This window comes from Phaeospirillum tilakii, assembly GCF_042683125.1.
GTDB lineage: Bacteria > Pseudomonadota > Alphaproteobacteria > Rhodospirillales > Magnetospirillaceae > Phaeospirillum > Phaeospirillum tilakii.
The window spans coordinates 31687-46537 of the sequence record NZ_JBHUIY010000024.1; the positions used below are offsets into that span (position 1 = coordinate 31687).

Consider the following 14851-nt stretch of genomic DNA (forward strand, 5'->3'; position numbering starts at 1 on the left):
CGGAGCCCGCGTCTACTCGGCGTCGAAGGCGACGAACGGCGCGCCGGCATCGCCGGCATTGAACCCGAGCGCCTCGAAGCTGGCGGCGACATGGGACGGCAGCGGCGCCATCACCTGCAACGGCGCCCCGGTGCGGGGATGGGGCAGCCGCAGGGCGCGGGCGTGCAGGTGCAGCTTGCGCGACAGGCCGATGCCTTCGATCATCGCCTCCTTGCCGCCATACTTGCCGTCGCCGAGGATCGGGGTGCCGAGCAGCAGGCAATGGGCGCGCAGTTGGTGGGTGCGGCCGGTGCGCGGCTCCAGTTCAAGCCAGGCGGCGCGCTTGAGGGCGGAATCGACCACGCGGTAATAGGTCACCGCGCGCAGCCCCTCCTCCTCGTCCACTCCCATCTTCTCGATGCCCTTGCCGCCGAGCTTGGCCAGCGGGGCGTCGATCCGGCCCTGGCGCGGGTTGGGCACCCCCACCACCAGCGCCCAGTAGCATTTGCGGGCGGCGCGGCTCTTGAACGCGGCGGTCAGCTTGGCGGCGGCCTGGGCGGTGCGGCCGAGCAGCAGCACCCCCGAGGTGTCCTTGTCGAGGCGGTGGACCAGCCGAGGCCGCTCCGGCAGCTCGAAGCACAGCGCGTCGAGCATCGCGTCGAGATGGCGGTCGGCCATGCCGGTGCCGCCCTGCACCGCCAGCCCGGCCGGCTTGTTGAGCACGATCACGTCGGCGTCGCGGTACAGCACCGCGTCGCGCAGGGCCTGGGCGTCGCGCGGATCGACCGGGGGGCGCGGCGCGGCGGCGGGCGGCGGGGCGGATTCGGCCGGCAGCGGCGGCACCCGCACGCTCTGGCCGGCAACAAGGCGGTGATTGGCCTTGACCCGGCCGCCATCGACCCGCACCTGCCCGGTGCGCAGCCATTTTTCCAGCAGACCATGCCCGACGGTGGGGAAATGGCGCTTGAACCAGCGGTCGAGGCGAAGGTCGGCCTCGTCGGCGGTGACGGTGACAGTCTGAACGTCGCTCATCGGCCTGCTATAGCAGGAGGCCGGCCGCCGCCGCCACGGTTTCCTGCGGGCCGGCGGGACGGCGTTTTTGCCGCCCCCCATTGATCGTCCCGGACGGAAACGACATATCTCCAACGAATATGCCTGGGCGCGCTCCCGCCCGTCCGTCAGAAAGGCCCCCGCGATGCGCGACAACGGCCCGGTCACCACCCGGGAAATCGAACTCGGCGACGACGATCTGCTGGTGTCAAAGACCGATCCCTCCGGGCGGATCGTGTTCGTCAACCAGGCCTTCGTCACCGTCAGCGGCTTCAGCGAAGAGGAACTGATCGGCGCGCCGCACAATCTGGTCCGCCACCCCGACATGCCGAAGGAGGCGTTCGCCGACATGTGGCGGACGATCAAGGCCGGCCGGCCGTGGGAAGGTTTGGTCAAGAACCGCACCAAGAGCGGCGATTTCTACTGGGTGCGCGCCAACGTCACCCCGATCGTCGAGGATGACCGCATCGTCGGCTTCATCTCGATCCGCGCCAAGCCGAGCCGGGCCCAGATCGCCGAGGCCGATGCCGCCTACGCCCTGTTCCGCACCGGCCGCGCCGCCGGGCTGCGGCTGGAGGACGGGCGGGTGATCTCACGCCGGCTCGGCGCCCGCCTCGCCCGCTGGCGCGCCAGCATCCTCGGCCGGCTCGGCACCACCCTCGGCATCGCCGTGCTGCTGCTGGTGCTGGAATGCGGGCTGGGCGCGCTCGGCATCGCCGACAATGCCGACCGGCTGGAGCGGGTGTCGGCCACCAACACCGAGGTTGCCGCCACCCTGGCCGATCTCGCCAGCCGGATGCAGGACAGCGACATCCAGTTGACCCAGGCCGCGTTCGACCTATTGCAGGGCCAGACCACCCCCCCGGTCGCCGGCCGGATCGCCCGGATCGAGGACAACATCGCCGCCACCACCCGGCTGTGGGACGCGGTGCTGGCGCGGCCGATGTCGGCCGAATCCCGCCGGCTGGCCGACCGCTTCACCGAACGGCGCGAACAATTGCGCGTGGGCACGGTGCAGCCGGCGCTGGCGCTGGCCCGCGCCGGCGACGGAACCGGGCTGGCCCGCGCCCTGACCGACTCGATCGCGCCGCGCTATCAGGCCGCGCGCGAGGCACTCGAAGCCCTGATCGCCCAGCAGAACCGCGAGGCCCGCGATCTCCAGACCGCCGCCGCCCAGGAATCCGGCCGGCTGATCGCCGCGATGCTGGCGACGCTGGTGGTGGCGGTGACGGTGATGACGGTGCTGGCGCTGTGGCTGATGCGCGGGGTGCGGCGGCCGATCGCCGAGGCCCAGGCCCATTGCGACGCCATCGCCAGCGGCAATCTGCGCCACCCGATCCCCACCGCCGCGATGGAGGAATTCAATCCGCTGCATGCGGTGCTGCGGGCGCTGAAGGCCAAGCTCGGCTATGCCCTGCTGGAAAAGGCCGAATATGACCGCCAGGCCGAGGAAAACCGCCGCGCCGACCTCGCCCGCGTCGCCGGCTCGCTGGAGGACCGGGTCAAGGGGGTGGTCGATCTGATCGAGATCTCGGCCGGCTCGCTGCTCGGCAACGCCCAGACCCTGTCCGGCAACGCCCGCCAGACCATGACCCAGGCCAGCAGCGTCACCGCGATGACCAATCAGGTCACCAACCACGTCCAGGCGGTGTCGGCCGCCACCCACCAATTGTCGGCCTCGGTCGGCGAGATCTCGCGTCAGGTCACCCAGGCGGTCGGCATCGCCAACGACGCGGTGAGCCAGGCCGGCGCCACCGACCGGATGGTGCGCGGGCTGGCCGACGCGGCGCAGAAGATCGGCGAGGTGGTGGCGCTGATCAACGACATCGCGGCGCAGACCAATTTGCTGGCCTTGAACGCCACCATCGAGGCGGCGCGCGCCGGCGAGGCGGGCAAGGGCTTCGCGGTGGTGGCGACCGAGGTCAAGCATCTCGCCAACCAGACCGCCCGCGCCACCGAGGAGATCGGCGCCCAGGTCGAGGCGATCCAGAGCGAAACCGGCGCGGCGGTCGAGGCGATCCGCCAGATTTCCGCCACCATCGAGACCATCAGCGCGGTGTCGGCGGCGATCGCGGCGGCGGTCGAGCAACAGGGCGCCGCCACCGGCGAAATCGCCCGCTCGGTCGAACAGGCGGCGCACGGCACCGCCACCGCCGCCGAAAACGTCGAGAATGTCTCGGCGGCGGCGGAGGAAACCAAGCTGATGTCGGATCAGGTCACCGATGCCGCCACCGCCCTGCAACAGGCGTCGGACCAACTGGCCCAGGAAGTCGGCGGCTTCATCGCCGAGATCCGGGCGGGGTGAGGCGAAAGCAGGCGGGGCGGCCGCCCCGCACCCCGCTTGGGGAGCACAGCTCCCCAAGCCCCTCATTTTTTTGAGTGGGGAGGATCACGTCATGCGCGGACTTGATCCGCGCATCCGTGGGAATGTCCTCAGCGGACGAAGACCTGGACCTCGCCGTTGGCCGAGGCGTTGGGGCTGGTGCTGGAGCTGAGCCGGACCCGGTTGGGCGGCATGTTCATCGCGGTCAGCGAGCGCAGCACCGATTCGGCGTTGCGGCGGGCATTGCCTGCGGCCAGGGTCTGCTGGGCGGTATTGCCGTTGTCGGGCGACACCGCGACGATGTCGAACACGGCGTTGGGGCGGCGGTCGAGCGCGCTCTTGACCGCGGCATACAGCGCCGGCTCGTAATTGACGTTGGGCTTGTCGAACCGGATGATCACCAGCGGCGGCTCGGACGGGGCATAGCTGGCGCGGGCCGGCGCGGCGGGCTCGACGAAGCCGGCGATCGAGGGCGCCGAGCTGAGGCTGCCGCTGAACAGCGCGCCGTTCTTGATGCCGAGAGCCAGGGTGTTGAGGCTCTGCTTTTCCGAGGCGACATATTGCTGCTGGCGGGCGGCATCGTCGGTCAGCTCGGTCAGCAGACGCTCGACCATCACCACGGTGCGGTTGGTCTCGTCCTCCAGCACGCTGAGCTGGCGGTGGTCCTCGTCGACCGCGCCGGACAGCAGGCGGGCGGCGCGGACGGATTCGAGCAGATAGCCGGCCATGGTCGAGGAAGCGGTGACCTCGTTGGCCAGCCGGTTCATCTTGAGGATGTCCTCGGAAATGCGGTCGAGTTCGCCCTGGGCGGCGTTCCACTGCTGGGCCAGGATCGGGTTGCCCGGGGTGGTGCCGACCTGGAGGCGGGCATTGATGGCGGCGACGGTGCCGTGATAGCGCTGGGAATCCTGCACCGTCTCGCCGCGGATCTGCTGGAGCGCCTGGTTCTGGCGGGCCAGGGTGCCCTGAAGACCCTGGAGGTCGTTGCGCAAGGCGGCGACCTTGACCCCGACATAGGTGCCGGTGGCCGAACCCGGCGTGACCGCCAGGGTATCGTAGCCGCCGGCCGGGGCCGTCGCGGCTCCGGGGGCTCCGCCACGGTTCCCCGCCTTGCTGGCCGCGGTCGCGTCCGTCGCGGGAAACAGCGAATCCTCGGCGAAGGAGCATCCGCCTGCGAGCAGAGCCGCGCACAGCGCAACGGCGTGGGTCTTGTTCAGAGCCATTGGAATAGCAGATCCTTACAGGTTGGCCGGTTTGGACACAGACCACCGGGGGCTGAACCGGAAGCAGCCCGAAACCTACCCCCAGCTCCCCCGGAAACTTTGGGCCGAATTCTACGCAAACGCCCCTGTCGCCACAAGCCCGCTTTTCGATTGGTGGTACGTAAGGAGCAAAGGACTCCATAGCGTTTGGGGTAGGAGCGTCTTGGTCCGGGCGCGGTTTTTTTTGCTTGCGCGCCCCTCGGCCTTTGTGTAAGTTCCGCCACCTCGCCGGGACATTTCGGCGGGAACAGGCGCCCGTAGCTCAATTGGATAGAGCATCAGACTACGAATCTGAGGGTTGGACGTTCGAGTCGTTCCGGGCGCGCCATTCTGAAGGCCCCAGCGGTAATCCCGCTGGGGCCTTCGCCGTTTCCGGGGTCGGTGGATCGCGGAGGACGGCAAACCGGCGCGCGCGGCCGACGCGGCCGTGATAGAGTACCGGCGATCCCGACCGGGCGGCCCAGGGTCGCCGGGGGTGTGTGCCAGGGTGAGCCGATGATCGATCCGACCATATTGTTTCCCGAGGGTCCGCGCGAGGCGTTCGAAACCGCGCCGGCCTCACTGCTGGCGGTCAGCAGCCGGGTCGATTACCGCGACGCGCTGGCCCCGGGCGATCCCCGCTACGTCCCGACCGCCGAGGCGCGGGCAGAGAAGTTCGTCCGCCATTTCCACGCCACCTTCGGCTACGACAAACACAGCGGTGGGTTCCTGCCGCCGGGCCAGGGCAAGCATGTCCTGTTCTTCGGCCATGTCGGCTGCGGCAAAAGCACCGAACTGAGCCGGATGTGCCAGGAGTTGGAGGATCCGCACCGTTACTGGGTGGTGCGGATCGATCTGCTCGAACTGATCGACGCGCATGACGCCCGCTATAGCGATGTCTGGCTGGCGGTGGCGCAGAAGCTGGTCGACAAGCTGGAGGAGCAGGGGATCGGGGTCGAACCGGTGGTGTTGAACCGGTTGAGGAACTGGTTCGCCGAGCGGGTGCTGACCCATGAAGAACTGGGCGAATTGAAGGCCGGGATCGATTTCGAGGCCAGTGCCGGCGCCGGGCTGCCGCTGATTGCCAAATTGCTGGCCCGTTTCACCACTTCGGTCAAGGTCGGCAGTTCCTATCGGGAAACCCTGCGGACGGTGATGCGCAACAGCTATGGCGATTTCGTCGCCGCGCTCAACCTGCTGATCACCAATGCCGCCGCCAAGATCCGGGCTGCCGGCAAGGGCCAGGAGATCCTGTTCGTCATCGACGGCGCCGACCGTTTCCGTGGCGAGGATTGGCGGCGCTTCTTCGTCGAAGAGGTCAACCAGTTGGTGCTGGTGCGCTGCATCGCGGTCTATACCGCGCCGATGGCCCTCAAATCGTCCGGAGCGCGGCTGGACCTGTTCGATTCGCTGGTGCTGCCGATGGTCAAGCTCCACGAGTTCGACGCGGCCAACAGCCGGCGCGAGGCCGGATTCACCGCGATGCGCCAGGTGGTGCTGAAACGGTGCCATTACCGCCTGTTCGATTCGCTAGAAACCCTCGACCGGTTGATTGAATTTTCCGGCGGCCATCTGCGCGACCTGTTGCGGTTGCTCTATTTCGCCTGCATCGAGGCCGAAGGGGCGGTACTCGACTCGGCCAGCGTCGAGGCCGCCGCGCAACGACTGGCAAGCGAATATCGCTCCTGGGTGCTGGCCGAAGACTATCCGATCCTGGTCGAAGCGGCGCGGCAGCCGCAGAATCTCGGCGTCAGCGAGGCGGTGACCCGGCTGGTGGAGGGGGGGGCGCTGCTCGAATACAACAGCGGGAGCTGGCGCCAGCCCCATCCGGTGGTCCGCCTGCTGCCCGCCTACCTGCGGGCGGCGGGCTGAGCGACCGATGACGGAGGAGATCGACCTGGACCGCTGGTTCCAGGCCGGCGCCGATCTGCCGGACGGGCTGCGGTCGGCCTTCCGCCGGCTGGGCAAGGAACTGGCGGCCCATCGCGGGCGCTGGGGCCTGTTCATCCTGGAATTCGAGCATGCCGCCAGCCGCGACCGGGTCGCGGCGGCGATCGAACAAGGCGGCGCCACCCCCCGGCGGCTGCGGGCCGACCCGGCCGACCATCCCGACTGGCCGAGCCTGGAACAGGCGATCGTCGCAGCGGCGGCGGGGGCGGGCTGCGTCGAACTGTTCGGTCTCGAAAGCTGGCTCGATCCGTTGCAGGCGACGGAAACGGCGGAACGGCTGCGCGGCCTCAACCGCCGGCGCGAAGCCTTTGCCCGGGCGGTGCCGGTGCCGGTGCTGTTCTGGCTGCGTCCGCTCCAGGTCCGCGATCTGGCCACCCTGGCCCCGGACGTCTGGTCGTGGCGGGCGGGAGTCGATCGCTTCCTGGAGGACAGCCCGGTCCCGCCCAGCGCGGCCATCGGGGGGGAAGCATCGGCTCCGCTGCCGCATTGGGCCGAATTCGACAACCGCACCGCAGCGGAGCGGCGGGTTCGTCTGGCCGAACTGGAGGCCTATCTCGACGGGGCCGGCGACGACGCCAACCCCGCCCTGATCGCCGCGTTGCGGCTTGAACAGGCCGATCTGCTGGCCGGGTTGGGAGAATACGAGGCGGCTCTGGCGATCCTGCGGGACCATGCCGTCCCGGCCTTCACCGCTCTCGACGACGAGTACTCGCGGGCAGCGACGATGGGCCGGATCGCCGACATCCTTCAGGCCCGCGGCGAGCTCGATGCCGCGCTGAAGATCCGCCAGGAGGAACAACTGCCGGTCTATGACCGCCTCGACGACGTGCGGGAGCGCGCGGTGACGATGGGCCGGATCGCCGACATCCTTCAGGCCCGCGGCGCATTCGATGCCGCGCTGAAGATCCGCCAGGAGGAAGAACTGCCGGTCTATGACCGCCTCGGCGACGTGCGCTCGCGCGCGGTGACGATGGGCAAGATCGCCGACATCCTTCAGGCCCGCGGCGAGCTCGATGCCGCGCTGAAGATCCGCCAGGAGGAACAACTGCCGGTCTATGACCGCCTCGGCGACGTGCGGGAGCGCGCGGTGACGATGGGCCGGATCGCCGACATCCTTCAGGCCCGCGGCGAGCTCGATGCCGCCCTCAAGATCCGCCAGGAGGAAGAACTGCCGGTCTATGACCGCCTCGGCGACGTGCGGGAGCGCGCGGTGACGATGGGCCGGATCGCCGACATCCTTCAGGCCCGCGGCGAGCTCGATGCCGCCCTCAAGATCCGTCAGGAGGAAGAACTGCCGGTCTATGACCGCCTCGGCGACGTGCGGGAGCGCGCGGTGACGAGGGGCAAGATCGCCGACATCCTTCAGGCCCGCGGCGAGTTCGATGCCGCGCTGAAGATCCGCCAGGAGGAAATGCTCCCGGCGTTTGACCGCCTCGGCGACGTGCGGGAGCGCGCGGTGACGATGAGCAAGATCGCCGACATCCTTCAGGCCCGCGGCGAGCTCGATGCCTCGCTGAAGATCCGCCAGGAGGAGATGCTTCCGGCGTTTGAGCGCCTCGGCGCCGTGCGGGAGCGCGCGGTGACGATGGGCCAGATCGCCGACATCCTTCAGGCCCGCGGCGAGCTCGATGCCGCGTTGAAGATCCGCCAGGAGGAAGAACTGCCGGTCTATCAGCGGCTAGGATACATAGACGGCCTCTCCAATGTCCGATTCAATCGGGCCCGACTTTTAATGAAGAAAAACGGCCTGACCGAGGGCAATGCAGAGGCGATCCACGACGATCTGGCCGAGAGTTTCGCCCTAGTGCAGAAGACCGGGGTCGCGACGGGCCTAGTCGAGGTGGGATCGCTGTTCGGTCAGGTTCTGGCGGCGCGCGGTGAGACCGAAGCGGCACTGGCGGTGTTTGACCGCGCGGCGACGGCGGCGGAGAGGCTGGGCTGGAGCGAGCGGGCGGCGAAGCTGCGGGCGGAACAGGAACGACTCCGTCATCCCCCGAGTGATTGAAGAAAAAACCGGAGGTCGGGAGGCGGCGCCTCCCGGCAGGGTGCGGGGCGGCAGCCCTGCCTCATCTCAGGGTGAGGGGCGCTTTGGCGGCGGGAGAAGAAGCGCCGTGGCCACCCCGTCACATGATCTTTTCGAACAGGAACGCCTCGTCGAGGCCGGGCGGATCGTCGCCGTCGGGGCGGTGGGGGTCCGGGTGATGGGCGTTGTAGAACGCCACGATCCGGAAACCGCATTTGTTGACGTAGAAGTGGATGTTCCGCTTCTCGAAATAGGGGGTGTGGGTCCGCCACACCCGGGTCTGCGGATAGCGCCGCTCGATCGCCCGCCACGCCGCCAGACCCAGGCCCCGGTCATGCGCCGCCGGGGTGATGAAGAAGAAATCCAGCGTGTTGTGCCGCGTCGTCACGTCGATGCCGACCACCGCGCCGCCGACCAGGGCGCCGCCCTGGCGGATGTGCAGCGCCTCGGCGCCCGGCGCCGCCCGCGCGCCGTCGAGGTCAGCGTCGGACGGAATCGGCTCGTCCAGCGGGCCGAATGCCGCGATCGCCGCCGGGGCGAAGGCGGCCTGCAACGCCCGTTTGAACGCTGGCCACTCTCCCGCCGCCACCGGGGCCAGGGTGATGTCGTCCTCTTCGCTCATCGGCATAAGCCTCAGGGATGCAGGCCGGGGGCTTCCTGGCCGGTGCGGGCGACGTATTCGCTGTAGCCGCCGTCATATTGATGCACCCCGTCCGGGGTCAGTTCCAGCACCCGGTTCGACAAAGTCGCCAGGAAATGGCGGTCGTGCGACACGAACAGCATGGTGCCGTCATACTCGGCCAGCGCCCGGATCAGCATTTCCTTGGTGTCGAGGTCGAGATGGTTGGTCGGCTCGTCGAGCACCAGGAAGTTCGGCGGGTTGTACAGCATCGTCGCCATCACCAGCCGGGCCTTCTCGCCGCCCGACAGCACCCGGCATTTCTTCTCGACATCGTCGCCGGAAAAGCCGAAGCAGCCGGCCAGCGCCCGCAACGAACCCTGGTTGGCCTGCGGAAACGAGGATTCCAGCGATTCGAACACGGTGGCGTCGCCGTCGAGCAGGTCCATCGCATGCTGCGAGAAATAGCCCATCCGCACGCTGCCGCCGATCGTCACACTGCCCTGGTCGGGCTCGGCCGCGCCGGCCACCAGCTTCAGCAGGGTCGATTTGCCGGCGCCGTTGACCCCGAGCACGCACCAGCGTTCGCGGCGGCGGATCTTGAAATCGAGCCCCTGATAGATCCGCCGGCTGCCATAGCCCTTGTGGACCTCGCGCAGCACCGCCACGTCCTCGCCCGAGCGCGGCGCCGGCGGGAAGTCGAACGCCACCGTCTGGCGGCGGCGCGGCGGCTCGAACCGTTCGATCTTGTCGAGCTTCTTGACCCGGCTCTGCACCTGGGCGGCGTGCGAGGCCCGCGCCTTGAACCGCTCGATGAACTTGATCTCCTTGGCCAGCATCGCCTGTTGCCGGTCGAACTGGGCCTGCTGCTGCTTCTCGTTCAGCGCCCGCTGCCGCTCGTAGAATTCGTAATCGCCGGCATAGCTGTTGAGGGTGCCACCGTCGATCTCGATGATCTTGGTGACGATCCGGTTGAGGAACTCGCGGTCGTGCGAGGTCATCAGCAGCGCGCCGTCATAGCCCTTGAGGAACTCCTCCAGCCAGATCAGGCTTTCGAGGTCGAGGTGGTTGCTCGGCTCGTCGAGCAGCATCGCGTCCGGCCGCATCAGCAGGATCCGCCCCAGCGCCACCCGCATCTTCCAGCCGCCCGACAGCCGGCCGACATCCATCTCCATCATTTCCTGGCTGAAGCTGAGCCCGGCCAGCACCTCGCGCGCCCGGCCCTCCAGCTCGTAGCCGCCCAGTTCCTCGAACCGGGCCTGAACCTCGCCATAGCGTTCGACGATGCTTTCCATCTCGTCGGCGCGGTCGGGATCGGCCATCGCCGCCTCCAGCGCCGCCAGCTCGGTTGCCACCGCGCTGACCGGCCCGGCCCCGTCCATCACCTCGGCCACCGCGCTGCGGCCGGACATCTCGCCGACCTCCTGATTGAAATAGCCGATCGTCACCTGCTTCTCGATCGAGACCTGGCCGTCATCGGGGGCCTCGTCGCCGGCGATCATCCGGAACAGGGTGGTCTTGCCGGCGCCGTTGGGGCCGACCAGCCCGACCTTCTCGCCCCGATTGAGCACGGCCGAGGCCTCGAAGAACAGAATCCGGTGGCTGTTCTGTTTGCTGATGGACTCAAAGCGAATCATGCCGTCTCGGTTCCCCTGGAGTGGAGCGTCCTTATGCCACAGGATCGATCCGGGAACGGACGAATTTCCCGCGTTGTTGACGGAATGGAAAGATGATAGCGTACATTGCACCCTTAGGTTGATCCCACCCCTCCCCGCGGACCGCCCTCGCCGTCAAACCTACGAAATTGCGATACATCCCAAGCATATACCACCGTGATTGGCGGGTTGGCGCCTCGGCGATTTGCATTCTTCTGATGCTGACGGGCTTCGGTGGGCTGCTGGCGCATGATCTGGTCCGTTCTTATCACCAGAACTACGAGATCGCCCGGCGGGATTCCGACAATCTGACCCGGCTGCTGGAACGGCACATCCTGTCCTCGACCGAAAAGATCGAGGTGGTGCTCAACCACACCGCGCTCGATTTCGCCCCGATCCTGGCCGCGCCGGGACGGACCGACCCGCGTCAGGCGCGGGCGATCCTCCAGGCCTGGGCCGATTTCGTCCCCGAGGTGCGCGAGGACGGGCTGCGGGTGACCGACGCCCGCGGGCTTGAGGTGTTCACCGGGCGCGAGCCCCTGGTGTCCGCCCGGGTGCTGATCGGCGACCGGCCCTATTTCCAGTATCTGCGCGACCATCCCGAGTCCGGGCTGATCGCCTCGCCGCCGATCCGCTCGCGCTTCAGCGGCCAATGGCAGATCTCGCTGGCCCGCCCGGTCGTCGCCCCGAACGGCCATTTTCTCGGCGTCGCCCTGTCCAGCCTGCGGGCGGAGTATTTCCAGGCGCTGTTCGCCACCCTCGATGTCGGCCGGGCCGGCACCATCACCCTGTTCGACACCGAGATGAACTTCCTCGCCCGGCTGCCGGCCTTGCCGGAACGGCTGGGGCAGCGGATCGATTGTCCCGAACTGGTCGCCGCCCTCGCCGCCGGCAGCACCGAGGGGGTGCTGGAATTCCCCTCCCCGCTCGACGGAATCCGGCGGCAGTTCGTCTACCGCAAGCTCGACCGGCTGCCCTATGTGCTGGTGATCGGGCGGGCGCCGAGCGAATTCCTGTCGGGCTGGACCCGGCAGGCGGTGCTCTACGCCATCGGCTTCACCGGTCTGGCCGCAACCGTGCTGGCCTTCCTCCATCTGTTCCATGGCTGGACCGAGCGCAGCCGGCGGGTGGTGTTGCAGATCTTCGAGCAGTCGCATGACGGCATCGTGGTGACCGACCTGACCGGGCGGATCATCGCCGCCAATCCCGGCTTCGCCCGGATCACCGGCCATGACCCGGCCGAGCTGCCCGGCCAGTCGCTCCAGATCCTGCGCGCGGCCCGCCACAGCCAGGGGTTCTACGCCCGGATCCTGGCCAGCCTGCGCGGCCCGGGCGGCTGGCGCGGCGAGATCTGGATCCGCCATCGCGGCGGCGGCGAGCGTCCGCTGCTGGCCTCGATCAGCGCGATCCGCGACCGCCGCCGCCGCCTGACCCATTACGTCGCGGTGGTCAGCGACAGCAGCGAGCTGTACCGCATCCGCGATCAGGCGTGGGAAACCCGGCTGCGGCTGGAGGAGGCGCAGCGTCTGACCGGGCTGGGCAGTTGGGATTTCGATCTGGTCACCGGACGGATCATCTGGTCCGACACCGCCTTTGCCATCGTCGGGCGCGATCCGGCCAGCTATGTCCCCGAACTCGATCCGTTCCTGACCAACCTGCTCGACCCCGACGACCGGGCGGCGTTCGAGGCTTTCCGCCGCCACACCCGCGAGACCGGCGAGGGCGAGGCCACCTTCCGCCTGCGCCGCCCCGACGGCGAGATCCGCCACGTCCTGATGCGGGCGCGGGTGTTCCATGACGCCCGGGGCGCGGCGGTGCGCGCGGTCGGGGCGATCATCGACGTCACCGAGCGCGAACAGGCCAATGCCGACCTTGGCCTGTTCCGCCGCATCTTCGATTCCGCCGGCCAGGGCATCGCGATTTCCGACGCCGAGGGGCGGCTGATCTTCGTCAACAAGGCGTTCCTGCGGCTGACCGGCTACCGGCGCGAGGCGGTGATCGGCCGGCCGCACGGGCTGGTCCACCCCGCCCCGCCCGATCTGGTGTCGATCGGGGCCGAGGAAGGCGACGGCAGCGAATGGTGCGGCCTGCTCGACATCCGCCGCGCCGACGGCTCGCGCTTCACCTCGCTCGGCCACATGGGCAGCGTGTTCGACAGCCACGGAAGGCCGCAATTCCGCTTCAACATCTTCAGCGACTACACCCCCGAACTGACCCACCAGCGCGAGTTGCGCGACGCGCTCGACGCCGCCGAGCAGGCCAGCCGGGCCAAATCGGCCTTCCTCGCCCATATGAGCCACGAGCTGCGCACCCCGCTCAACGCCATCCTCGGCTTTTCCCAGTTCATCGAGATGGATCCCGAGCTGACCGCGCCCCAGCGCGACCGGGTCGGGGCGATCCATTCGGCCGGGCGCCATCTGCTCGACCTGATCAGCGAGATCCTCGACCTCGCCCGGATCGAATCCGGCCAGATCGATCTGACGCTGCAACCGATCGGCCTCGACGAACCGGTGCGCGACTGCCTCGAACTGATCGGCCCCGAGGCGGAGCGGCGGCAGGTCGCGATCGAACAGGGCATCGCCGCCGACACCCCGGCGGTGCTGGCCGATCCGACCCGGCTGAAGCAGGCGCTGGTCAACCTGCTGTCCAACGCGGTCAAATACAACCATCCCGGCGGCCGGGTCCGGCTGGAAACCCGCGCCCTCGCCCCCGACCGGCTGCGGCTGCGGGTGATCGACACCGGCTGCGGCATCCCGCCGGAACGGCTGGCCGAACTGTTCACCCCGTTCAACCGCCTCGGCGCCGAATATACCCGCACCGAGGGCACCGGCATCGGCCTCGCCCTGACCCGCCGCATCGTCGAGGCGATGAACGGACGGGTCGGAGTCGAAAGCGTCCCCGGCCAGGGCAGCGTGTTCTGGATCGACCTTCCCGCCGCCTGATCCGAAGGTTAGGCGGGCTGCCGCCCGCCAATCCGCGATGTAACAAAAAAGAAGGGGGTCCGGGGCATCGCCCCGGCGGGTCCGCGGGCAGAGCCCGCGTCATTCGTTGCCGGACGCGTGCCTCAGTCGAGGATGATTTCGGTTCCCTCGCGGGCGAAAGCGGCGCCGTCCCATTGGGCGGCGGCGGCAGCGGCGGCGGCGTCGAGGGCGCGGTCGTCGCGGTCGGGATCGTGATGGACCAGCACCAGCCGGCGGACTCCGGCGGCGCGGGCCAGCCGGATGGCTTCCTGCCAGGTGGAATGGCCCCAGCCGACGCGGTCGCTGAAACCGTCATCGTCGTAGGTGGCGTCGTAGAGCATCAGGTCGGCGCCGGCGATCAGGGCCAGCACCGCGGGATCGGGGGCGCCGGGGCGGTGTTCGGTGTCGGTGACGACGGCGATGACGTGGCCCTCGGCCTCCAGCCGGTAGCCGCAGGCGCCGCCGGGATGGTTGAGCGGCGCGGTGACGATCCGCAGGCCGGGGGCGGGGGTCAGGGTGGTGCCGATCTCGAACTCCTCGATCGCGGCGATGCCGCCCATCCGCCCCAGCGTGACCGGGAAATTGGGCGGCTCCATCTGGCGGGCCAGCGCCGCCAGCGGCCCGCAATCGCCGTCGAGGCGGGGGCCGTGGATCCGCAGGCGAAAGGACGGATCGTAGCCGGGGGCGAAGAACGGCAGGCCGGCGATGTGGTCCCAATGATAATGCGACAGGAACAGGTCGGCCTCGGCCGGGCCGTGGGCGGCGATGGCGGCGCCAAGCGGGCGCAGGCCGGTGCCGGCGTCGAAGATCACCAGCCGAGAGCCGATGGTGACGGCGAAGCAGGAGGTGTTGCCGCCATAGCCGAGATGATCGGCCGCTGGACTGGGGACACAGCCCCGCACCCCCCAGAACCGGACCCGAACCGCCATCCGCTGCGCACTCCCTGCCGCGACCAGGGTCCCAGGCTAGCGTCGCCGGGGGGGGCGGGCCAATGGATCCGCTCACAATCGGGGAGGGCGGGAGGCGGAGACGACAACCGGGGGCCGGGCAG

Annotated in this window: 9 protein-coding genes and 1 tRNA gene; 5 read left to right on the top strand and 5 right to left on the bottom strand. The window is 69.0% G+C overall.

Annotated elements, in window-relative coordinates:
• Positions 1-12 precede the first annotated feature (12 nt).
• On the bottom strand, positions 13-1011 hold the full coding sequence (locus tag ACFSNB_RS12330) for an RluA family pseudouridine synthase (protein ID WP_377316967.1): 999 nt from the start codon (positions 1009-1011) through the stop codon (positions 13-15).
• Between the two features lie 163 nt (positions 1012-1174).
• Here ACFSNB_RS12330 and ACFSNB_RS12335 point away from each other — a divergent pair, with 163 nt between their 5' ends.
• Positions 1175-3334, top strand: a complete 2160-nt coding sequence (locus ACFSNB_RS12335) for a methyl-accepting chemotaxis protein (RefSeq protein WP_377316969.1) — start codon at positions 1175-1177, stop codon at positions 3332-3334.
• Positions 3335-3462: 128 nt separating this feature from the next.
• On the opposite strand, the gene ACFSNB_RS12340 is transcribed toward ACFSNB_RS12335, so the two are convergent.
• Positions 3463-4575 (bottom strand): hypothetical protein, encoded by a 1113-nt coding sequence (locus tag ACFSNB_RS12340; protein ID WP_377316971.1) that lies wholly within the window; start codon positions 4573-4575, stop codon positions 3463-3465.
• Positions 4576-4865: 290 nt separating this feature from the next.
• Here ACFSNB_RS12340 and ACFSNB_RS12345 point away from each other — a divergent pair.
• From ACFSNB_RS12345 to ACFSNB_RS12355, 3 genes are all read left to right on the top strand, one after another.
• Positions 4866-4942 (top strand) — tRNA-Arg (locus ACFSNB_RS12345).
• Positions 4943-5109: 167 nt separating this feature from the next.
• Entirely contained in the window at positions 5110-6465 is a 1356-nt protein-coding gene (locus tag ACFSNB_RS12350; protein WP_377316973.1) for a hypothetical protein, read from the top strand.
• A gap of 7 nt (positions 6466-6472) precedes the next feature.
• Complete coding sequence (locus tag ACFSNB_RS12355) at positions 6473-8548, top strand: hypothetical protein (protein ID WP_377316975.1); 2076 nt, start codon at positions 6473-6475, stop codon at positions 8546-8548.
• Positions 8549-8666: 118 nt separating this feature from the next.
• On the opposite strand, the gene ACFSNB_RS12360 is transcribed toward ACFSNB_RS12355, so the two are convergent.
• Positions 8667-9188 carry a GNAT family N-acetyltransferase gene (locus tag ACFSNB_RS12360; RefSeq protein ID WP_377316977.1) on the bottom strand — a complete coding sequence of 174 codons (522 nt, stop codon included), beginning with the start codon at positions 9186-9188 and terminating at the stop codon, positions 8667-8669.
• Positions 9189-9199: 11 nt separating this feature from the next.
• The gene (locus ACFSNB_RS12365) at positions 9200-10822 is read right to left on the bottom strand and encodes an ABC-F family ATP-binding cassette domain-containing protein (protein ID WP_377316979.1); all 1623 of its coding nucleotides are present in this window, start codon (positions 10820-10822) and stop codon (positions 9200-9202) included.
• Positions 10823-11058: 236 nt separating this feature from the next.
• Between ACFSNB_RS12365 and ACFSNB_RS12370 the strand changes: the two genes are divergently transcribed.
• Positions 11059-13782, top strand: coding sequence for a PAS domain S-box protein (locus tag ACFSNB_RS12370; RefSeq protein WP_377316981.1), 2724 nt, complete (start codon positions 11059-11061; stop codon positions 13780-13782).
• 122 nt (positions 13783-13904) lie between these two features.
• Here the strand turns inward: ACFSNB_RS12370 and ACFSNB_RS12375 are convergent, their stop codons facing one another.
• Entirely contained in the window at positions 13905-14729 is an 825-nt protein-coding gene (locus ACFSNB_RS12375; RefSeq protein ID WP_377316983.1) for an MBL fold metallo-hydrolase, read from the bottom strand.
• Positions 14730-14851: the final 122 nt, after the last annotated feature.